We start from the raw sequence: 21,200 nt of genomic DNA, 5'->3' as shown, positions 1-21,200 counted from the left end.
TATTTTATTTACTCGGCGGTGTAGTTGGGCGAACTTCAATCTTACTTGGTAGGGTACGCGGATTTATTTTAAGCAAATCAACAACTAACTCTCCCAGATCTTCAATTTGGATCTTCCAGGCGTCACTTTCATTAGGAGTATTACCATTAAAATAGGTAGAAACGGAACCTGGCATAATGGTACTTACCTTAATACCGTATTGTCTTAGATCTAACATAACGGATTGCGTAAATCCGGTAAGTCCAAATTTACTCGCATTATAAGCGGAACCCTTTGCAAAAAAATTGGTGCCCGCCAAACTGGAAATAGTGATAAAATATCCTTTAGATTGCTTAAGTGCGTCAACCGAAGACTTAATGGTATAAAAAACGCCTGTTAAATTAGTATCTATAGTTTCCTGCCATTGATCAGGGGTTAAATCTTCAATACTAGCAAAATGGCCTAAACCGGCGTTAGCAATAACAACGTCAAGCTGATTGAAATTTTCTAAAACCTCCTTTACTGCGGCCTGCTGACTATCATAATTTCGAACATCAGCCTGAATCCCTATAGCCTTAGCACCGGTATTTAAGTTTGAAGTTAATTGATTTGCAGCTTCAACAGCTGCCATTTTATTTCTACTGGTAATCGCCACATGTACTCCCTCTTTTAAAAGAGCTTCAGCAATTCCATAACCAATACCTTTAGTGCCTCCTGTAATTAAGGCAACTTTATTTTTTAATGATTTCATAGATAATTACTTTTTAGTAAAACTACAAAATGAGAAAGACAATAGAGAATTTATACTTTTAAAATCCTTATAAAGCAGTACGCACTACTTTGGAGGATAACCAGAGAGTACTTTTAACACAATAGCCTCAAAAAGAGTTTCTCGTTGTTCTGGTGTTGCATTCGGACCATAACTTGCTTCGGAAATAGCTTGCCAAAAAAGTTGTTTAATGTTTTCATCAACAAACTCAAAAGTGATCATCCTGTTTATATTGGATTGACCTACTGGCACCCCAATTGACACACCTCCACCAAGGTTTCTTCCGCTACCACCAAGACCAACATTCATTCTGCTTCTGGGAGACTCCTTATATTCATGACTTTTAATATCTATAAAAAAGTCTGGTGTACTGGATATTAAAAATCCCTGATTAGCCAAAGTTTTATCTAGTGCATCAAGCAAGCGTTTTGTATCTAACTCGCTCAATCCGGTACTCATATCACTGTAGTAGTTATAGGTCTTATATTTAGAAAAATCGGCTTCCCGGTCGTAATCGTAAGTCACACGAATTGGGGCACATGAATAACTAACCAAAAACAAGAGAGCTACGAATTGATAATATTTCATTTTTAGATATTTAGCTACCTAAATTTACCAAAAAATATTTCAAAACACTAATTAACAGAAGATGGATTCTAAAAGACTTAGTGGTTTAGCATTTTCCAAAGTTCGTCTTTTAATTCAGTTATACCTTGTTGTGCTACCGATGAAATAAATCGGTATGGAATAGGCAACTCTTTATCTAATTCCTGCTTTAATTCAGCTTTTAATTCATCATCCAGCATATCACATTTAGATATGGCTATCATACGCTCCTTATCAAGCATCTCAGGATTATAACGACGTAATTCATCTAAAAGAATATCGTATTGCTTTTTAATATCAGGAGCATCTGCAGGAATTAAAAATAACAATATGGAATTGCGTTCAATATGCCTTAAGAAATAATACCCTAAACCTTTACCTTCAGCAGCGCCTTCAATAATTCCAGGTATATCGGCCATAACAAAGGTTTGAAAATCGCGATATTTTACAATCCCCAAATTCGGTTTTAATGTAGTAAACTCATAATCAGCAATTTTAGGTTTTGCCGACGTTATAACAGACAACAATGTCGATTTACCTGCATTAGGAAAACCAACCAAGCCAACATCTGCCAAGACTTTTAATTCTAAAGTTATGTACTTTTCTTCTAGTGGTAATCCTGGTTGTGCATATCTTGGTGTTTGATTTGTTGCTGTCTTAAAATGCCAGTTTCCCAAACCGCCTTTACCTCCTTTGGCAATGATTTCTTCTTGTCCGTCTTCCGTTATTTCAAAAAGAATATTATTAGTTTCTGTATCACGGACAACAGTACCTAATGGCACATCAACATAGGCATCTTCACCATCAGATCCAAAACTTCTACCGCTACTACCATGTTCCCCATGGCCAGCACGTACATGCCTTTTAAATTTCAGATGAAATAAAGTCCATAAATTGGAATTTCCTCGAATAATCACATGGCCTCCTCGACCACCATCACCACCATCCGGTCCGCCCTTAGCAACATATTTTTCCCGATGCAAATGCGCAGAGCCTTTACCCCCGTTACCGGAACTCACATACATTTTCACATAATCTACAAAATTGCCTTCTGTCATTGTTCAAGAATTAAATTAATACTGTTAACCCAGTAATATACTTTTTAATTTATAAAAACCATACCTAATATGTTAATTAGATATGGTTTTAAGAATGTTTTTCTGCTATTGCAGGATATTATAAACTATCTATTACACTACTTAAACGCACCGTAATATCTTCAATACTACCTACACCATCTACACCGTGGTATTTATTCTGTGCTGAGTAGTAATCCTTTAAAACAGCTGTTTTATTGTAGTATTCCGTAATACGGTTTCTTATAATGGATTCATCAGCATCGTCTGCACGACCACTGGTTTTTCCTCTACCTAATAAACGCTCCACTAAAATTTCGTCATCTACTTCTAATGCTATCATAGCATTTATTTGTGAATCCTTACTAGTCATCAACTTATCTAATGCTTCGGCTTGGGCATTAGTACGTGGAAATCCATCAAATATAAATCCGTTAGCATCTGTATTCTTTTCAACCTCAGCTTCTAGCATATCTATGGTTACTTGATCTGGCACTAATTCGCCTTTATCCATGTAAGATTTCGCTAAAACTCCTAAAGCTGTTTCGTTTTTAATATTGTATCTAAAAACATCGCCTGTAGAGATATGTACTAAATTATATTTTTCTTTTAAAAATTCTGCCTGGGTTCCCTTTCCTGCTCCTGGAGGGCCGAAAAGCACTAAATTTGTCATGTATTCTGTTTGTTTTATTTGATAAATTTCTGGTAAGTTTCGTCCTAATCCGTCATAATCCAATCCGTAGCCCACAATAAATTTGTTAGGGATCTCAATCCCTACGTAGTGCAGCTTAAAATCTTTCTTATAAGCAGCAGGCTTATAAAACAAGGTGGCAATTTTTAACGACTTTACATTTTCGTTTCTAAAAATACGGTGTACCTCTGCCAGTGTATTTCCTGTGTCGATTATATCTTCTAAAATAACTACCGTACGCCCAGTTAAATCTTGTGTTAACCCAATTAATCGTTGAATATCCTCTGTTGACTTAACACCTTCGTAAGATGCTAATTTTATAAAGGTTACTTCACAAGGTTTTGGGTACTTTTTTACGAAATCGCTTACTACCATAAACGACCCGTTTAATATACCTACAAATACAGGAATTTCATCTCCTACTTCATTAGCAATTTCAATTGCCATACGTGTCAAAGCCTGATCTATCTCTTCTGCAGAAATAAACGGCTTAAAATATTTGTCATGTAGCTTTATCACGGTAATTAAATTTATAAAGTTGCAAAGATAATCAATAGATTAAGTAATCACCATTTTTTGAATTACGATTTAGGTACTAATTAATATTTAAGTGTATTTTTGCGTCATATTTCTCGATATATCGAGTTAAATTCTATTAAAAATTAACAATGAACTATTTTTCTTCAGATTTCAAATTAGGAATTCTTGGTGGTGGTCAATTAGGTAAAATGCTTTTAAACGACACCCGTAAATTCGATATTTATACTTGTGTTTTAGATGCGAGCAACGAAGCACCTTGTAAAATTGCAAGTAACGAATTCCATTTAGGAGATCTTATGGATTACGATGCCGTTTACAACTTTGGAAAACAAGTAGACGTTTTAACTATTGAAATTGAAAATGTTAATGTAGATGCACTCGAAGCTCTTGAACATGAAGGCATAAAAGTTTACCCAGCCTCAAAAACACTTCGAACCATACAAAATAAAGCCAAACAAAAACTATTTTATGTAGACCATAATTTACCAACATCTGCATTTACCAGATTTGCCTATACTTCGGAAATTAAAGATGCTATTAGTAATGGAGGCCTTTGTTTACCTTTTGTATGGAAATCAGCACAATTTGGATATGATGGTACAGGTGTGAAGATTGTGAAATCTATTAGCGATCTTGAAGGCTTACCTAACGTGGAATGTATTGCAGAAAATTTAGTTACATTTAAAAACGAACTGGCAGTAATTGTAGCCAGAAATGCCTCAGGAGAAACTAAAACGTTTCCTGTTGTAGAAATGGAATTTCACCCAGAAGCTAATCAGGTAGAATATGTGATTTGCCCTGCAAGAATTTCTGAAGACGTTGCAAAAAAAGCTACTGAGGTTGCTTTAAACACCTCAAAAGCTTTCAATCATGTAGGCTTATTGGCTGTTGAAATGTTTCAGACTCAAAATGATGAAATTTTAATAAACGAAGTGGCACCTCGTCCTCATAATTCAGGACATCAATCTATAGAAGCAAGTTACACCTCACAATTCGAACAACATTTAAGAGCTATTCTAGATTTACCACTAGGTCGTACCGACAGTAAAGCAGGAGGCGTCATGGTAAATTTAGTAGGTGCTGAAGGTTATTCAGGAAATGTCGTTTACGAAAACATTGAAAACATTATGGCTCTGGATGGGGTAACCCCACATGTTTATGGTAAACGTCAAACCAGACCTTTTAGAAAGATGGGACATGTCACTATAGTGAATGAAGACCTCAATGAAGCTAGAAAAATAGCGGAACAAGTAAAAAAATCAATAAAAGTAATAAGCGAATAAAGATGCAAAAAGTAGGAGTAATCATGGGAAGTAAAAGCGATTTGCCAGTAATGCAAGACGCTATAGATATTTTAAGAGATTTTAATATTGAAGTAGAAGTAGATATTGTATCTGCACATCGAACCCCTGAAAAATTATTCGATTATAGTAAAAATGCTCATAATCGTGGAATTGCAGTTATTATTGCAGGTGCCGGTGGTGCTGCTCACTTACCAGGTATGGTTGCTTCTTTATCACCGCTTCCTGTAATTGGTGTTCCTGTAAAAAGCAGCAATTCTATAGATGGTTGGGATTCTGTATTATCAATTCTACAAATGCCAGGCGGTGTTCCTGTCGCGACCGTAGCTTTAAACGGAGCAAAAAATGCCGGTATTTTGGCCGCTCAAATTTTAGGCGCTAGTAATCCTGAAGTATTAAATAAAATAGTTGACTATAAAGAGAGTCTAAAAGCAAAAGTTTACGAGTCGGCTAAAGATTTAAACTAAAAAACCCCGAACGAATTCGAGGTTTAATATATTAAGAATAATTTAATTCGAGTTAGTCACTCCTTAAATTGATCAATTCAAATGTATAAAATTTTTATTATGTACGCATAATAAAAATTTTGTTTTAACACATTTATTACTAAAATGGCAAATATTCTTTTAAAAAAATTTCAAACCCCTTATAACACCGCACCTTTTTCAGAAATCGATAATAACGATTTTTTGCCAGCCTTTAAACAGGCAATTAAAGATGCTAAAAGTGAAATCGATGCCATAACAAATAATCCTGAAGCCTCTACTTTCGAAAACACTATTGAAGCTTTAGAATATTCCGGGGAACAATTAGATCGTATTTCGAGCATATTTTTTAATTTGAATTCTGCCGAAACCAATGATACTATTCAAAAAATAGCTCAGGAAGTTTCACCATTATTATCGGAGTTTAGTAATGATGTAACTCTGAATAAACGTTTATTCGAACGCGTTAAAGCAGTCTATAAAACTAAAGATTCCTTAAACCTAACAACCGAACAGTCTACATTATTAGACAAAAAATACAAAGGATTTTCAAGAAACGGTGCCAACCTTTCGGACGACAAAAAAGAAATCCTAAGGGATATTGACAAAAAACTTAGCAAACTATCTTTAAAATTTGGAGAAAATGTTCTGGCTGAAACCAACAAGTACGAAATGCTTATCACCGATGAGGCTGAACTATCTGGTTTACCCGAAGGTGCTGTTGAAGCAGCTAAACAATTAGCAGAAAGTAAAGACAAGGAAGGCTGGTTATTTACTTTAGATTACCCAAGTTACATTCCTTTTATTACCTATGCCGACAAAAGAGAACTTCGCAAGAAGTTAGCATTAGCTGCTGGTAGTAAAGGTTTTCATGGTGATAATTTAGACAATCAACAAATTGTATTAGATATCGTCAATCTACGATATGAGCGTGCACAATTATTGGGATACAAAACTCACGCCCACTTTGTTTTAGAACAACGCATGTCGAAATCGCCAGAAAAGGTAGAGCATTTTCTAAACGAATTACTCGAAAAAGCCAAACCTGCCGCTCTAAACGAATTTGAAAATCTTCAAAATTTCGCAAAAGAATTGGACGGTATAGAGCATTTAGAAAAATGGGATGGCGCTTATTATTCTGAAAAATTAAAACAAAAACTTTATAATTTAGATGATGAGCTATTAAAACCATATTTCAAATTAGAAAATGTAATTGAAGGAGCTTTTACCGTAGCTAATAAATTATTTGACTTACATTTTGAAGAAATTCATAATATAGATAAATATCATGACGATGTTTTAACTTATAAAGTTACCAATAGCCAAGGTGAATTAATATCAATTTTCTATGCCGATTTCTTCCCAAGATCAGGCAAAAGAAATGGGGCCTGGATGACAAGTTATAAATCCCAATCTAAGAAAGATGGTATTAACGACAGACCTCATGTTTCTATTGTTTGTAATTTCACGAAACCAACAAAAAGTAAACCTTCATTATTAACATTTAACGAAGTAACAACCTTATTCCACGAATTTGGTCATGCCTTACATGGAATGCTTGCTAATACTACTTACCCTAGTTTATCTGGAACCAGTGTTTTTTGGGATTTTGTGGAATTACCAAGTCAGGTGATGGAAAACTGGTGTTTTGAAAAAGAAGCTTTAGAACTTTTTGCAAGACACTATGAAACATATGAGGTTATCCCGATGGATTTAGTAAATAAAATTAAAGCATCAGCTACTTTCCATGAAGGTATGCAAACCTTACGCCAGATTAGTTTTGGATTACTGGATATGAGCTGGCATGCTATTGAAAATCCAGGAAGTATCACTTCGGTTAAACAACATGAAAAAGAGGCTTTTGAGAACACAAAACTATATCCTGATGTTGAAGATAATTGCATGAGCACCTCATTCTCTCATATATTCCAAGGTGGTTATTCTTCCGGATATTATAGCTACAAATGGGCGGAAGTTTTAGATGCTGATGCTTTTGAATATTTTCTTGAAGCCGGTATATTTAATAAAGAAGTTGCAAATAAATTTAAAGACAATGTTTTATCGCAGGGTGGTATTGAAGACCCTATGATACTTTATAAGAGATTCCGAGGAAAAGAACCTCAACCAGAAGCGTTGTTAAGACGTGCAGGATTAATTAAGTAATAACAAATAAAATCTGACATTTTTCCATTATTTTTGATAAAGAAAATAATGGAAAAATGTCTAAACACACAATTAATCCAAATAAATGGGTCGACTTATATGCCGATTATCTTTATAATTATACCATTGCGAGGATTAATGATAAAGATGTTGCGCAAGATTTGGTACAAGACACCTTTCTAGCTGGACTAAAGTCGATGAAAAATTTTAAGGGTGAAGCCAGTGAGCGCACGTGGTTAATATCCATTTTAAAACGAAAAATAATAGACTACTACCGTAAGATAAATTCCAATAAAGGAAAAGCGGAAGTACGTATAAATTATAGTGAAGATAGCGAAAGTGACGGCGATTGGCTTGAGGAACGGGTTGCAGATGCTTTTGACAAAACAGCTCAGGACACAATGGAAAATGAAGAGCTTGGTCAAGCCATTCATAATTGCTTAAGTAAGTTACCCAAAAAACAAGCGGAAGTATTTCGATTAAAAACTATTGAAGGTCACGAAACCGAAGTTATATGTAATGAACTAAATATTACACCGTCTAATCTTTGGGTAATCATTCACAGAGCCCGTACCGCCATGGCGAACTGCCTTAAAGAAAATTGGTTTTAATTATGAGTGATAAAAACAAAACTGCAACACGTTGCGATAAGGCCACACATGTTTGTGATAAAGCGCAATATAAGGAAGCTACCATTTGGGAAAAACTAAAATTAAATATTCATTTGATTTTTTGCGGCACATGTCGAGATTACTCAAAAAACAACGCTTGTTTAACTTCTGTAATCGAAAAATCTAAAATCTGCTGTTTAGACAAAGCATGTAAAGAATCCATGAAAAAACAAATCGACCAGGCTATAAAAGAAAACGACCTTTAATTAAATAATACATAAATTAAAAACCATAAAATAGGAATCCCTTCCACCCAAAAAGAACAGTAATAAGCCGACTGTTCCACTTTACTAAACTTTAGAAACATCCAAGTTGTTAAAGCTACAAAACTTAGCACTAATAAATGCTTAGACTGAAAATCTCCTCTAAAAAATTCTAAAATAATTACTAAAATCAATAGTAAACCTCCCATAATCTTAGTTCGACGTATTCCCATTGTTTGAGGTATGGTGGCCAGTTTTAAACTATCATATTTTAAATCACGAATTTCGAAGGGCAGCATTAAAACAATTATAAAAGCATAGCGTTGTATAACAGTTAGTAACACACCCACGCTAATTTCAAAATCATTATTAACCAATGGCAATAACACGGTAACACCTGCCCATACCAAAGCTATTAAATACACTTTTAATCCGCCTATATTTCTTAAATTTTGTCTGTTATCTAAAAACAAGTTTCTCGGTAAAAATGGAACTGCATAAAAAAAAGTTACCACAGCAAAAACAGAAATACAAATCAAGGTCTTAAACTGTAACCTAAAACCAAAATAACACATAGCGATAAAACAGAACATGGAAAAAATCTGTATGTTTTTAAGTCTATTTGCAAGGCTCCGATGATGAAATTTAGCCAGCCCAAAGTATTTGACGAAATTATACCCCGTAATTGCAGAAAACATTACAAACATTAGTATTGTAACATCTAAAGAAATATTGTAATCTAGCAGCGTAATCCAAGTTAAAGACACTACGGCTAAGGCAACATGAATACTGCTGTTAATGTAAAAATTAAAGACCTGGTAAAATAACTTCATTACACAAATGTAATTAAAGAATTAAAACCAATTTATTTGGTTAAAAGTTTCTAAGTATTGCACAAAACACATAATTAATTATGTATTTTTGCAAATTATTTAATAAATCATACCTCGATGAATACAAACGCTTTCGCATTGCGTCATATTGGACCTCAAGAAGACCAACAAGAACAAATGTTGAAAACTATTGGTGTTGACTCTTTAGACCAATTAATTTACGAAACTATCCCTGATGATATTCGTTTAGAAAACGGTCTAAATTTAGACGCTCCATTAACAGAACATGAGTATTTACTTCATATTCATGAATTATCTAAAAAGAACAAGCCATATCCAACATACATTGGATTAGGATACCACCCGAATATCATGCCGGCGGTTATTCAAAGAAATGTCTTAGAAAACCCAGGATGGTATACGGCATATACGCCATATCAAGCTGAAATAGCTCAAGGTCGTTTAGAAGCCCTTTTAAACTTCCAAACGATGGTTGCCGATCTTACCGGAATGGAACTTGCTAATGCTTCTCTTTTAGATGAAAGTACAGCGGTTGCAGAGGCTATGAGTTTGTTGTTTGCGGTTCGTGATCGTGCTCAGAAAAAGGCAGGGGTTAATAAATTCTTTGTTTCAGATGCCATTTTACCACAATCGCTTTCATTGTTAAAAACACGTGCACTTCCTATTGGTATTGAATTAGTAATTGGTAACGAAGCTGATTTCGATTTTTCAAATGAATTCTTTGGTGCTATTTTACAATACCCTGGGAAAGATGGACAAATAACCGATATTAAATCCTTTATTTCTAAAGCAAACGACGCTCAAATTAAAGTGGCTGTTGCTGCCGACATTTTAAGTTTAGTTAAACTTGAAGCTCCAGGTAAATTTGGTGCTGATGTTGTTGTTGGAACTACGCAACGTTTTGGTATACCAATGGGCTTCGGCGGACCTCATGCTGCCTATTTTGCAACTAAAGAAGCTTACAAACGTGACCTTCCTGGGCGAATTATCGGTGTTACTAAAGATAAAAATGGGAACCGTGCTTTACGCATGGCGCTTCAAACTCGCGAACAACATATAAAGCGCGATAAAGCAACATCAAACATCTGTACAGCACAAGTATTATTAGCTGTAATGGCTGGTATGTATGCTGTTTACCATGGACCTAAGGGCTTAAAGTTTATCGCCAACCAAGTTCACAATAAAACTGTTGCTTTAGCCAATGCTTTGGAGCAATTAGGATACGAACAAGTTAATTCTTCGTATTTCGATACGCTTCAAATTAATACAAAAGCGAAAAAAGTAAAAAAGGTTGCTACAGCTAAAAAAGTAAACCTTTACTACCCAGATAACGATACAGTTACAGTTTCTCTTAACGAGACTACTTCCCTAAATGATTTAAATTACTTAATTTCTGTATTTGCAAAAGCAGCAGATAAAGAAACTATCGAAGTGACTTCTCTTGAAACTGCTAATAATATTCAGGAGTCATTACAAAGATCATCGGACTTCTTAACAGACAATGTATTTAACGCTTACCATTCTGAAACAGAATTAATGCGTTACATCAAATCTTTAGAACGTAAAGATTTGGCTTTAAATCACTCCATGATTTCTCTTGGTTCTTGCACAATGAAACTTAATGCTGCATCTGAAATGCTTCCGTTAAGTAATCCGCAATGGGGAAATATTCACCCGTTTGCACCATTAAAACAAGCCAAAGGATACTTAAAAGTTTTAAAAGCTTTAGAAGATCAATTAACGGAAATAACAGGTTTTGCTGCAACATCATTACAACCAAACTCAGGTGCTCAAGGTGAATTTGCTGGACTTATGGTTATTAAAGCATACCACGAATCTCGCAACGAAGGCCACAGAAACATATGTTTAATCCCATCATCTGCACACGGAACAAACCCTGCAAGTGCTGTTATGGCGGGAATGAAAGTAGTTGTAACTAAATCTACCGACGAAGGAAATATTGATGTTGAAGATTTGCGCGAGAAAGCCATCCTACATAAAGACAACCTTTCTTGTTTAATGGTTACTTACCCATCAACACATGGTGTTTACGAATCGGCTATTAAAGAAATCACTAAAATTATCCACGATAATGGTGGTCAGGTTTATATGGACGGTGCTAACATGAATGCTCAGGTTGGCTTAACCAATCCAGGACAAATTGGTGCCGACGTTTGTCACTTAAACCTACACAAAACATTCGCCATTCCTCATGGTGGTGGTGGACCAGGTGTTGGACCAATCTGTGTTGCAAAACAACTTGTTCCTTTCTTACCTGGCAGCCCATTAGTTAAAGTGGGAGGAGAAAAAGCTATTACTGCTATATCCGCTGCGCCTTATGGCTCTGCTTTAGCTTGTTTAATTTCTTACGGCTACATTAAAATGTTAGGTGCTGAAGGTTTACAGCAATCTACTAAAATAGCCATATTAAACGCAAACTATATAAAAACGCGCTTACAAGGAAGTTTCGATACTTTATATTCTGGTGAATGCGGTCGCGCCGCTCATGAAATGATTGTTGACTGTCGTCCATTTAAAGCCAACGGTATTGAAGTAACCGATATTGCTAAACGTTTAATGGATTACGGTTTCCATGCACCAACAGTATCTTTCCCAGTAGCCGGCACTCTGATGATTGAGCCTACTGAGAGTGAAAGCAAAGCTGAAATAGATCGTTTTTGTGATGCTATGATTTCAATTAAAAATGAAATTGACAGCGTAACTAAAGAAGATGAAAATAATGTATTAAAAAATGCACCTCATACTTTAGAAATGATCACCGCCGATGAATGGTATTTACCATACAGCAGAGAAAAAGCAGCTTTCCCATTAGACTATGTGAGAGAAAACAAATTCTGGCCAAGTGTAAGACGTGTTGATGACGCTTATGGAGACAGAAATCTAGTATGTTCTTGTACGCCGATTGAAGCTTATGCTGAAGCATAAATAATCGGTTGAACATCGTAAAATAATTCAATTTAAAATTTGCCTTTTATTTAAAGCATGTATATTAGTGTACTGCCAAAAATAAAAGGCAAATTCTTTTTTTATGAATATTAAAATTACTGGTTCTGGAAGCTACATTCCTGATACTATAGAAAAAAACGATGCTTTCTTTCAGCATCAATTTTTAAACACTGATGGCACAGTTATTAATAATCCAAATGAGGTTATTATTGAAAAATTTCAAGCCATAACAGGTATTGCTGAACGTCGTTATGCAAAGCCCCATTTAACCTCTTCTGACTTAGGTTTTTTTGCTGCAGAAAAAGCTATTGAGGACGCTAAAATAGACCCTGAAACATTAGACTACATTATTGTTGCTCACAACTTTGGAGATGTAAAACACAACACGATTCAAACTGATGTTCTTCCGTCTTTAGCCGCAAGAATCAAGCATAGCTTGCGCATAAAAAACCCTAAATGTATAGCCTACGATATCCTATTTGGCTGCCCTGGCTGGATAGAAGGTGTTATTCAGGCACAAGCATTTATTAAAGCTGGCATGGCTAAACGTTGTCTTGTTATTGGTTCCGAAACCTTATCACGCGTTGTAGATAAACACGACCGAGACTCTATGATTTTTTCAGATGGCGCCGGTGCAACTATTATTGAAGCTACCGATGAAGAAGGTGGTATTTTAGCCCATGAAACGGCAAGTTACACCTATGATGAGGCCTATTATTTATATTTTGGAAACTCCAATAATCCCAACTTAAATAATGACACCCGATACATTAAAATGGATGGTCGTAAAATTTACGAATTCGCCTTAATGAATGTACCTCAAGCTATGAAAACCTGTTTAGACAGCAGTGGAGTGGACATAAAAGATGTAAAGAAAATATTAATTCATCAGGCCAATGAAAAAATGGACGAAGCCATACTAAAGCGTTTCTACAGACTTTACAGAGCCGAAATCCCTGAAAACGTGATGCCCATGAGCATTCAGAAATTGGGAAACAGTTCAGTAGCTACCGTACCAACATTATTCGATTTAGTTAAAAATAATAAATTAGAAAATCATCAGTTAAGCAAAGGAGATGTTATTATATTTGCAAGTGTAGGTGCAGGCATGCACATTAATGCTATCGTGTATAAATATTAATAATACCGCCGTTGCGGATATGCAAAATGTACGAAAAAACATTTCCTAATAAACGCTTTAAACATACTATTGAATTTTTAGAAAAGCACATTTCTACAGAGCAATCTATTTTAGATTTAGGAGTTGAAAATCCATTTTCGGAAATCATGAAACAACATGGTTATGTAGTTGAAAACACCTTGGGTGAAGATTTAGATGAAGACACCTCAACCATTGAATCATCCAAGGCAACAGTAACTACGGCTTTTGAAATTTTTGAACATTTATTATCACCTTATACGGTTTTAAAATCTATAACTTCAGATAAATTAGTCACTAGTATTCCACTCAAACTTTGGTTTTCATCAGCTTATAGAAGTAAGACCGATATGCTCGATCGTCATTATCATGAATTTGAAGATTGGCAGTTCGACTGGTTATTAGAAAAATCTGGATGGAAAATTATCGACCGTGAGAAGTGGACTAACCCTACGAAAAAAATCGGTATTAGACCTATTTTACGTTGGTTTACACCGAGATACTATATTGTATACGCCGAAAGAATTAAATAACGAAAGCTTCCTTCTTTGAATATCTATATTGTCATACCAGCTCATAACGAAGAAAGTTCTATTGGCCTCACTCTAGACTCTTTGGCAAAACAAACCTTGCCTCCAAAAAAAGTTGTTGTAGTTAATGATAATTCAACCGACAATACGGAAGATATTGTTGAGGCTCTGGCTGAAAAACACCATTGGATAACACTATTAAATTCAAAGTCATCCAATCAACACCTGCCAGGTTCAAAAATTATTAATGCGTTTTATAAAGGCTATAATTTACTAGATGAGGATTACGACGTTATATGCAAATTTGACGCTGACTTAATTTTCCCTCCTAATTATTTAGAACAAATTGCCCAACATTTCAAACAAAACCAAAGACTGGGTATGGCAGCCGGATTTTGTTATATAGAAAAAAATGGCAATTGGATATTGGAAAATCTTACTCGAAAAGACCACATTCGCGGAGCTTTAAAGGCATACAAAAAAGATTGTTTTACCCAAATTGGCAAGTTAAAACCATCTATGGGCTGGGACACCGTAGATGAATTATTAGCAAAATATTACGGCTGGGAGATTTTAACAGATGAAAATTTGCATGTAAAACACCTGAAGCCAACCGGAATAAGTTACAATAAGGCTTCAAAACATCTTCAAGGTGAAGCTATGTATAAAATGCGCTATGGCTTAATAATCACCCTTATTTCTGCAGCGAAATTAGCTTATAAAAAAGGGCGGTTTTCACTTTTTAAGGATTATATGGCTGGGTATTTTAAAGCTAAGAAGAACAACATGGCTTATTTAGTATCTGAGGCTGAAGGCCAGTTTATAAGAAACTTACGCTGGAACGGCATGTTAAATAAAAAAGGAGCTAAATAAAATAGCTCCTTATATCTTTCTACAATTTTAATACTTATTCCTATTAATTTACTATTAATCTTTTCACTGCACTAATACCAGTTTTAGTACTTGTTACTTTTATAAAATAAATACCGCTATTATAATCGCTCACATCCAAAAGTATTTCTTTGTTCTGAATACCATTTTCATTTAATAATTTAGAATTCTGAAGACTCAAAACACTTAAATTAATCGGTTCTTTAGAAAATTCAGACACATCTATCGTAACATAACTCTTAGATGGATTAGGATATAACGCAACTTTCCCTGAAGCTTCTGGAGCGGTTCTTAAAATAGTTATGGCATTCGACAAACTAAAACATCCAGATAAATTGGCCACTAAATGCCCCTCGCCTTCCACAGGTTCCAAACCTTCTAAGCCATCTTGATAACTTAAATGCCATAACAGACAGGTACCTGGTTCGGCTTCATCAAAATTGGGTTCCGTATAACTATCGGCAACCCCCATTATTATAGTGCCATCCGCATTCGTTACTAACCATTTTGAATTGGGACCAATATTCTCTTCTAAGGTAATAGCTCCTTCAGTAATATGATCAGCTGTATCATCGCCAACCGTGAAAGAAAAGGTATTTTCTTCGCCTCCCGTTATCACGCCTCCATTCACGCCATTTCTGGTCACTGTTATAGCATTTGATAAATTAAAGCACCCCATTAAACCTCCTGCATTTTGACCTATTTCAGCTCCCGTAAGACCATCTTCAAAGGCAATTCGCCATATTAAACATACACCATCACCAGCTCCTTCTAGATCGAAGGACATTGTTTCTGGTGCCTGAATATCTAAAATATCCAGAGTTTCATTAGTTATGACCCAGGCAAAATTAGCCCCTTCGGTGTCTCCAACAATATTAACATCGAAAGCATCGCTTTCGCCATCACCAGCACAAATTTCTATAGCGGTTTCTCCACCCGCAATTTCAATAGCTCCGGCATTAACGCCATGTCTGGTAACTGTAATCGCATTCGATAAATTAAAACAGCCCATTAAATCTGCTGCATTTTGGCCTATTTCTGCTCCCGTAAGACCATCTTCAAAGGCAATTCGCCATATTAAACATACACCATCACCAGCTCCTTCTAGATCGAAGGACATTGTTTCTGGTGCCTGAATATCTAAAATATCCAAAGCTTCATTAGTGATTACCCATGCAAAATTGGAACCTTCCGTGTCTCCAATAATATTCACATCGAAAGCATCGCTTTCGCCATCGCCTGCACAAATTTCTATAGCGGTTTCCCCTCCTGCAATTTCAATAGCTCCGGCATTTACTCCTATCTTATTTACGGTAATTGGGTTTGACAAGTCGAAACACCCCATGAGCTCATTCGCATTTTCAACCCCTTCTAAACTCACATTCTCAGCATAACTTAAATGCCAAATTAAACAAACTCCTCCTGCTTCACCCTCAAAATCGAATATTGGCTCGGTTGAAGTTTTTATAATATTCGCTTCGGTATCTGTGACAACCCATAACATATTTGGTCCTTCGGCTCCTTCTAATACAACTTGGAATTCATCTGAAACGCCGTCACCTGAGCAAATTTCTATTTCCGTAGAACCATCCTCCAAAGCTATTTCTCCACCTCTAGGTTGCTGAATCCTGGTTACCTCAATATAATTTGACAAATCGAACTTTCCTTTAATATCGGAAAGATTAACAACATGTTTATGCCAAAATGGATCGACCAATGGTTTAATACCATTATAGGATAAATGCCAAATACGACAATTTCCAGGTTCGCCACCATCAAAATCGAATGGTGGGTTTTCAGGTAATGCTAAAATATTATTTTCATCATCTGTAATAACCCATTGCTTTAATCTGCCTGCGGCATCTTCAACGATTACATCTATTAAATCGGGTACACCATCCCCCACACAAACTTCAGTGTTATCCATAGTAGAGATAACGCCACCATAAACCGTCGCATTTTCATTTGCATGATCGGTTCCATTAGAATTTGCATTTGAATTTTGGGCGGAAACAATAGTTAGACCAACGACCAAAAATGCTAAAATTAAAATGAAATTTTTGGTGGTTTTTAAAATCAGATTTGGGGACCAATTAGGTAATTTATCTTTCATAACTATCTGACTTTATTTTAATTAAAAGTCTAATAAATTACAAAAAACTATTGAAATTTATACCATAATATCTTTTAATAACCTAGATACTCGTTAATTAACAAACCGCCAATTTTGATAGTTTATCCTTGCTTCCAATTTATTCTCTAAAGAATCCTTTAAATTAGGAAAAAAGTCAATTCCAGTGAGTTCTTCAATAGCATCAACAGAAACAACATATTTCTTTAAAGATTTGTTTGAAGTTTCATGAGGTATTAAAAAGGCTATCATTTTAGCGCCTTCTGTTCTATCAAAAATCACTTTATAAAAATACTCAGGAACCGAAACCGACTCACTTCCAATAGACTTTAAGTGATCCTTTAAAACCCCTCCGGTTACAACATAAACACCATCATATATTTTAGCCCAATACCGAACCTGTTGTTCCAACTGATTCCAGATACCTGAATTAAAGTCATGATCTTGTGGTGTAATATTACTGGTTAAAAATGTCTCATTGAAAACTTCTTTATTATACTGCCTATCAGCAGCCGGACATAAATGACCACGATCGTATCCAGAATTTTTATAATTACGCCAATGTGCTGCCCCTGTCGCAACGGCTTCATCAATTTCAAAGTATGGACGCTTAAAATGGCTTTTCGATAAATCTGCTTTTTTTAATTCATAGGCTACCCACTCAGCTTGTTCGTGAGGTTCGTTATAAGAAAGAGAATAACCTTTATGATGAACCACTTGCCCGGTAGTACTTGTTGGTAAATAATAGGCATTAGTGTTTTCCTTAATTTCAGTACCTGCCGTTACAATTAACTCTTTATCTTGAATCTTTAAATAATGTTCATAACCATAAATTGCCGTAACCAGAGCTACAGCAATTATGGAATATATATGTTTCCTATTCAATCTATTCAAATATAAAATCTAATGGTTCTCCAATATTAGCATTAGGAAAACTAATTCCTAATAAGGCCGACATCGTTGGAGCGACATCGGTAATTTCAGTTTTTTTATAGGTCTCACCATGTTTTATACCTTTTCCAAAAAATAATAATGGTACGTGAGTATCATAATTGAATCCAGAGTGATGGTCTGTTCCTGTTGCATTCCATGCTGTATACTTAAACACAGCAGGATTGTAAACAAACAATAAATCCCCAGAACGCTTTTGGCTATGTCCCTTATTTAACATATTTTCTAAATAGCCATTTGATGCTTCAAATTGATTGATTTGTGATGTCACATATACTTTATCAATAAGCTGGTATTTCAATAATTCTTTAGATAAAGTTTCCTTTATTATTTTTAAATCAAAATTATTACTTTCTATTTTATCATGATTAAGATAAATTTGACTATTAATTCTACTCAAAATTAAATCTGAAACCTGATATTTTTTTTCTAAAAAAGAATTCATTTCTTCAAACATCTTGCTTTCATCAAAAAATCCCGCCGGTATTTTTTCAGATTTTAAATAATTAATTACGTTTGGTGCTCCGTGATCTGAAGTTAAAAACACTGTGTAATCACCTTTACCTACTTTCTCATCAAGAGCATTAAACAACCGTTCCAGATCCAAATCCAATCGTAAATAAGTATCTTCAATTTCTTTTGAATTAGGCCCAAAATCATGCCCAACTTTATCTGTACTAGAAAAACTAATAGCGAGTATATCTGTAATAGCGTCTTCCCCCAAATTCTCAGCCTCTAAAGCTTCAATTGCAAAATCTGTCAACAAACTATTACCAAATGGACTTTCAGCTATAATTTTATAATTACCATTTTTGTTTTTAAGCTCCCTTAGATCGTATGGAAACGTTGCGGTATTCTTTCCTTTAAAAATTCTTTCAAATGTATTTAAATCACTTCCACTCTCTTCATAAGTATCAATATCATATAAAGTGTTCCATTCTTTGAAATAGGATTCAGTTCGACCTGATGCATTAAAGTCTTTTACCCACTTTGGTAAATCATCCATATAAAACGAGCTTGTAATCCAATTTCCAGTACCATCATGCTCATAATCCAACCAATAAGCACCATTAGCAGTATGCCCGGCCGGTAAAATGGCACTTCTATGCTTTATAGAAACACCTATAGTCTTACCTCGCATTTGAGTAAACAACCTATTCTCATCTGCAAATGTAGTTGCCAACATCCTTTTAGGTGATCGTTTGCCATCATTAACTTCTTTATTTAACGCTCCAATTGCAAGAACTTCATAGTCCTCCACGCAATTCACATTTTTAATTAATGACCTATCAAACCAATCATTACCAATTATGCCATGATATTTGGGAGTTGTGCCTGTATAAACAGAAGCGTGCCCCGGACCCGTTTTAGTGGGAATATAATTAAAGTGATTATTTCTGCAATTAAACCCTTCTCTCATCATACGTTTAAATCCCCCCTCCCCATAGCGATTATAAAAACGAGTTAAATAATCAAAACGCATTTGATCTACAATTATACCTACAACCAATTTTGGGTTTGTTTGGTTGTCAGCTGTTTCTACCTTATAATTACCACTTTGAGCATTTGTTATTGCGCTAACAAACAGCAGAATTATTGAAAAGCTAAATCTTTTTAACATAAGACTAATATATTTTTTCAAAAATACAGATTTTGATTTGTCTTAATTTAAATTTAAGGTTAAATACCTATAAGTTTTTTTTACTTTAGCACTATTAAAATATAATATGACTTATCTTCAAAATATTGGCACATATTTCATGATGATTGGAGAAATGTTTCGTAAACCAACCCGATGGTCGGTTATGAAAACATTAATACTTAAAGATATTGACGATCTAATTGTTAGTTCTTTAGGAATCATTGCTTTTATTTCATTTTTTGTTGGAGGTGTAATTACCATTCAAACAGCACTTAATATTGACAATCCTTTAATACCAAAATACCTTATTGGTTTTGCAACGAGACAATCTGTTATTTTGGAATTTGCTCCGACATTTACTTCCATAATTATGGCAGGAAAAGTTGGTTCTTTTATAACTTCAAGTATAGGAACCATGCGAGTTACTGAACAAATCGATGCGCTAGAGGTTATGGGAATAAATTCATTAAACTATTTAGTGTTTCCAAAAACCATCGCATTAACACTCTATCCGTTTGCCATTGCTATAGGGATGTTTTTAGGTATTTTAGGAGGCATGGTGGCCTGTTCCATTGGTGGTTACGCTACCGTAGATGATTACATCTTAGGCATTCAAACAGATTTTGATAGCTTCCATGTGTTTTATGCTTTTGTAAAGACCTTTGTATTTGCTATGGTACTGGCTACGGTTCCAGCTTATTACGGTTATTATATGAAAGGTGGCGCACTCGAAGTTGGAAAGGCAAGTACCTCATCATTTGTATGGACTTCCGTGGTCATTATTTTACTAAATTATATATTAACCGATATGATGCTAAGCTAATGATAGAAGTTAAAAATTTACATAAGTCTTTTAACGGTATAGAAGTTTTAAAAGGCATCACCACATCATTTGAAAAAGGAAAAACCAATTTAATTATTGGACAAAGTGGGTCCGGCAAAACGGTATTCTTAAAATGCTTGTTGGGGTTATTTAATTACGAAGAAGGCTCTATTGCTTATGAAGGGAGAATATTTTCTCAATTATCTGAAGATCAAAAACGTAATTTACGTGCAGAAATAGGAATGGTTTTTCAGGGAAGCGCTCTGTTTGATTCTTTAACAATTGCTCAGAACGTAATGTTTCCTCTAAAAATGTTCACAAAAATGAGCCAGAGTGAAATGGAGGACCGTGCAGATTTGGTTTTAAAACGGGTAAATCTTCCGGATGCTCACAAAAAAATGCCTAGTGAAGCTTCTGGGGGGATGCAAAAACGTGTTGCTATTGCTCGTGCTATTGTTAATAAGCCAAAATATCTTTTTTGTGACGAACCCAACTCCGGATTAGACCCCAAAACAGCTATTGTTATAGACAATTTGATTCAGGAAATTACAGAAGAATATCAAATAACTACAGTTATTAACTCTCATGACATGAACTCTGTTATGGAAATAGGTGAGAAAATCGTTTTCCTTAAAGATGGCCTTAAAGCCTGGGAAGGCTCTAAAGAAACTATTTTTAGAACAGATAATGAATCGGTTACAAATTTCGTTTACTCTTCTAATTTATTCAAGAAAGTACGAAAAATGTATATCGAGGAAAACGAATAAA

General features: G+C 35.0%; 19 protein-coding genes. 11 read left to right on the top strand and 8 right to left on the bottom strand.

The features are described 5' to 3' along the window. Nucleotides 1-4: 4 nt before the first annotated feature. The 4 genes from H611_RS0111210 to H611_RS14675 form a co-directional block, all read right to left on the bottom strand. Nucleotides 5-730, bottom strand: coding sequence for an SDR family oxidoreductase (locus H611_RS0111210; protein ID WP_027138465.1), 726 nt, complete (start codon nucleotides 728-730; stop codon nucleotides 5-7). A gap of 84 nt (nucleotides 731-814) precedes the next feature. After that, on the bottom strand, nucleotides 815-1,336 hold the full coding sequence (locus H611_RS0111205; protein ID WP_027138464.1) for a DUF4136 domain-containing protein: 522 nt from the start codon (nucleotides 1,334-1,336) through the stop codon (nucleotides 815-817). Nucleotides 1,337-1,413: 77 nt separating this feature from the next. Continuing rightward, nucleotides 1,414-2,412: a GTPase ObgE gene (gene obgE, locus H611_RS0111200; protein WP_027138463.1), complete on the bottom strand. Its 999-nt coding sequence runs from the start codon at nucleotides 2,410-2,412 to the stop codon at nucleotides 1,414-1,416. 118 nt (nucleotides 2,413-2,530) lie between these two features. Then, nucleotides 2,531-3,640, bottom strand: coding sequence for an adenylate kinase (locus H611_RS14675; protein WP_084158178.1), 1,110 nt, complete (start codon nucleotides 3,638-3,640; stop codon nucleotides 2,531-2,533). Nucleotides 3,641-3,789: 149 nt separating this feature from the next. Between H611_RS14675 and H611_RS0111190 the strand changes: the two genes are divergently transcribed. The 5 genes from H611_RS0111190 (at nucleotide 3,790) to H611_RS0111170 (ending at nucleotide 8,487) form a co-directional block, all read left to right on the top strand. Continuing rightward, on the top strand, nucleotides 3,790-4,944 hold the full coding sequence (locus tag H611_RS0111190) for a 5-(carboxyamino)imidazole ribonucleotide synthase (protein WP_027138461.1): 1,155 nt from the start codon (nucleotides 3,790-3,792) through the stop codon (nucleotides 4,942-4,944). A 2-nt stretch (nucleotides 4,945-4,946) separates the two neighbouring features. After that, entirely contained in the window at nucleotides 4,947-5,429 is a 483-nt protein-coding gene (purE, locus tag H611_RS0111185; protein ID WP_027138460.1) for a 5-(carboxyamino)imidazole ribonucleotide mutase, read from the top strand. Between the two features lie 144 nt (nucleotides 5,430-5,573). Continuing rightward, nucleotides 5,574-7,610 carry a M3 family metallopeptidase gene (locus H611_RS0111180; RefSeq protein WP_027138459.1) on the top strand — a complete coding sequence of 679 codons (2,037 nt, stop codon included), beginning with the start codon at nucleotides 5,574-5,576 and terminating at the stop codon, nucleotides 7,608-7,610. Nucleotides 7,611-7,666: 56 nt separating this feature from the next. After that, nucleotides 7,667-8,221 carry a sigma-70 family RNA polymerase sigma factor gene (locus tag H611_RS0111175; protein ID WP_027138458.1) on the top strand — a complete coding sequence of 185 codons (555 nt, stop codon included), beginning with the start codon at nucleotides 7,667-7,669 and terminating at the stop codon, nucleotides 8,219-8,221. A gap of 2 nt (nucleotides 8,222-8,223) precedes the next feature. Continuing rightward, nucleotides 8,224-8,487, top strand: a complete 264-nt coding sequence (locus H611_RS0111170; RefSeq protein WP_027138457.1) for a hypothetical protein — start codon at nucleotides 8,224-8,226, stop codon at nucleotides 8,485-8,487. On the opposite strand, the gene H611_RS0111165 is transcribed toward H611_RS0111170, so the two are convergent. Then, the gene (locus H611_RS0111165; protein WP_027138456.1) at nucleotides 8,484-9,317 is read right to left on the bottom strand and encodes a UbiA prenyltransferase family protein; all 834 of its coding nucleotides are present in this window, start codon (nucleotides 9,315-9,317) and stop codon (nucleotides 8,484-8,486) included. The two genes, H611_RS0111170 and H611_RS0111165, sit on opposite strands and share 4 nt — an antisense overlap. A 117-nt stretch (nucleotides 9,318-9,434) precedes the next feature. Between H611_RS0111165 and gcvP the strand changes: the two genes are divergently transcribed. From gcvP to H611_RS0111145, 4 genes are all read left to right on the top strand, one after another. Further along, nucleotides 9,435-12,284: an aminomethyl-transferring glycine dehydrogenase gene (gcvP, locus tag H611_RS0111160; RefSeq protein ID WP_027138455.1), complete on the top strand. Its 2,850-nt coding sequence runs from the start codon at nucleotides 9,435-9,437 to the stop codon at nucleotides 12,282-12,284. 103 nt (nucleotides 12,285-12,387) lie between these two features. Continuing rightward, nucleotides 12,388-13,446: a 3-oxoacyl-ACP synthase III family protein gene (locus H611_RS0111155; protein ID WP_027138454.1), complete on the top strand. Its 1,059-nt coding sequence runs from the start codon at nucleotides 12,388-12,390 to the stop codon at nucleotides 13,444-13,446. Between the two features lie 26 nt (nucleotides 13,447-13,472). Continuing rightward, the gene (locus H611_RS0111150; protein WP_027138453.1) at nucleotides 13,473-13,997 is read left to right on the top strand and encodes a methyltransferase; all 525 of its coding nucleotides are present in this window, start codon (nucleotides 13,473-13,475) and stop codon (nucleotides 13,995-13,997) included. 15 nt (nucleotides 13,998-14,012) lie between these two features. Then, a complete protein-coding gene (locus H611_RS0111145; RefSeq protein ID WP_027138452.1) occupies nucleotides 14,013-14,867 on the top strand; it encodes a glycosyltransferase in 855 nt (284 codons plus the stop codon). 43 nt (nucleotides 14,868-14,910) lie between these two features. Here H611_RS0111145 and H611_RS14545 read toward each other — a convergent pair whose 3' ends face one another. The 3 genes from H611_RS14545 to pafA form a co-directional block, all read right to left on the bottom strand. Further along, nucleotides 14,911-16,998: a T9SS type A sorting domain-containing protein gene (locus H611_RS14545; RefSeq protein ID WP_051238790.1), complete on the bottom strand. Its 2,088-nt coding sequence runs from the start codon at nucleotides 16,996-16,998 to the stop codon at nucleotides 14,911-14,913. Nucleotides 16,999-17,091: 93 nt separating this feature from the next. Further along, nucleotides 17,092-17,901 carry a DNA/RNA non-specific endonuclease gene (locus tag H611_RS0111135; protein ID WP_027138451.1) on the bottom strand — a complete coding sequence of 270 codons (810 nt, stop codon included), beginning with the start codon at nucleotides 17,899-17,901 and terminating at the stop codon, nucleotides 17,092-17,094. Nucleotide 17,902: 1 nt separating this feature from the next. Next, entirely contained in the window at nucleotides 17,903-19,588 is a 1,686-nt protein-coding gene (gene pafA, locus H611_RS0111130; RefSeq protein ID WP_035483773.1) for an alkaline phosphatase PafA, read from the bottom strand. A 106-nt stretch (nucleotides 19,589-19,694) separates the two neighbouring features. Here pafA and H611_RS0111125 point away from each other — a divergent pair, with 106 nt between their 5' ends. Continuing rightward, complete coding sequence (locus H611_RS0111125) at nucleotides 19,695-20,432, top strand: MlaE family ABC transporter permease (RefSeq protein WP_027138449.1); 738 nt, start codon at nucleotides 19,695-19,697, stop codon at nucleotides 20,430-20,432. Further along, the gene (locus H611_RS0111120; protein WP_027138448.1) at nucleotides 20,432-21,199 is read left to right on the top strand and encodes an ABC transporter ATP-binding protein; all 768 of its coding nucleotides are present in this window, start codon (nucleotides 20,432-20,434) and stop codon (nucleotides 21,197-21,199) included. Before H611_RS0111125 ends, H611_RS0111120 begins: the two co-directional genes overlap by 1 nt. Nucleotide 21,200: the final 1 nt, after the last annotated feature.

Source organism: Gaetbulibacter saemankumensis DSM 17032 (assembly GCF_000425645.1).
Lineage (GTDB): Bacteria > Bacteroidota > Bacteroidia > Flavobacteriales > Flavobacteriaceae > Gaetbulibacter > Gaetbulibacter saemankumensis.
Note: the sequence above shows the minus strand (reverse complement) of the source record. Positions and strands in the feature narration are given on the sequence as shown.

Bases quoted from the DNA above. Each gene is read 5' to 3' on its own strand.
- H611_RS0111155 (WP_027138454.1), top strand. From the start codon at position 12,388: ATGAATATTAAAATTACTGGTTCTGGAAGCTACATTCCTGATACTATA.
- purE (WP_027138460.1), top strand. From the start codon at position 4,947: ATGCAAAAAGTAGGAGTAATCATGGGAAGTAAAAGCGATTTGCCAGTA.
- obgE (WP_027138463.1), bottom strand. From the start codon at position 2,412: ATGACAGAAGGCAATTTTGTAGATTATGTGAAAATGTATGTGAGTTCC.
- H611_RS0111125 (WP_027138449.1), top strand. From the start codon at position 19,695: ATGACTTATCTTCAAAATATTGGCACATATTTCATGATGATTGGAGAA.
- H611_RS14545 (WP_051238790.1), bottom strand. From the start codon at position 16,998: ATGAAAGATAAATTACCTAATTGGTCCCCAAATCTGATTTTAAAAACC.
- H611_RS0111175 (WP_027138458.1), top strand. From the start codon at position 7,667: ATGTCTAAACACACAATTAATCCAAATAAATGGGTCGACTTATATGCC.
- gcvP (WP_027138455.1), top strand. From the start codon at position 9,435: ATGAATACAAACGCTTTCGCATTGCGTCATATTGGACCTCAAGAAGAC.
- H611_RS0111190 (WP_027138461.1), top strand. From the start codon at position 3,790: ATGAACTATTTTTCTTCAGATTTCAAATTAGGAATTCTTGGTGGTGGT.
- H611_RS0111205 (WP_027138464.1), bottom strand. From the start codon at position 1,336: ATGAAATATTATCAATTCGTAGCTCTCTTGTTTTTGGTTAGTTATTCA.
- H611_RS0111170 (WP_027138457.1), top strand. From the start codon at position 8,224: ATGAGTGATAAAAACAAAACTGCAACACGTTGCGATAAGGCCACACAT.
- H611_RS0111180 (WP_027138459.1), top strand. From the start codon at position 5,574: ATGGCAAATATTCTTTTAAAAAAATTTCAAACCCCTTATAACACCGCA.
- H611_RS0111120 (WP_027138448.1), top strand. From the start codon at position 20,432: ATGATAGAAGTTAAAAATTTACATAAGTCTTTTAACGGTATAGAAGTT.
- H611_RS0111150 (WP_027138453.1), top strand. From the start codon at position 13,473: ATGTACGAAAAAACATTTCCTAATAAACGCTTTAAACATACTATTGAA.
- H611_RS0111210 (WP_027138465.1), bottom strand. From the start codon at position 730: ATGAAATCATTAAAAAATAAAGTTGCCTTAATTACAGGAGGCACTAAA.
- H611_RS0111165 (WP_027138456.1), bottom strand. From the start codon at position 9,317: ATGAAGTTATTTTACCAGGTCTTTAATTTTTACATTAACAGCAGTATT.
- pafA (WP_035483773.1), bottom strand. From the start codon at position 19,588: ATGTTAAAAAGATTTAGCTTTTCAATAATTCTGCTGTTTGTTAGCGCA.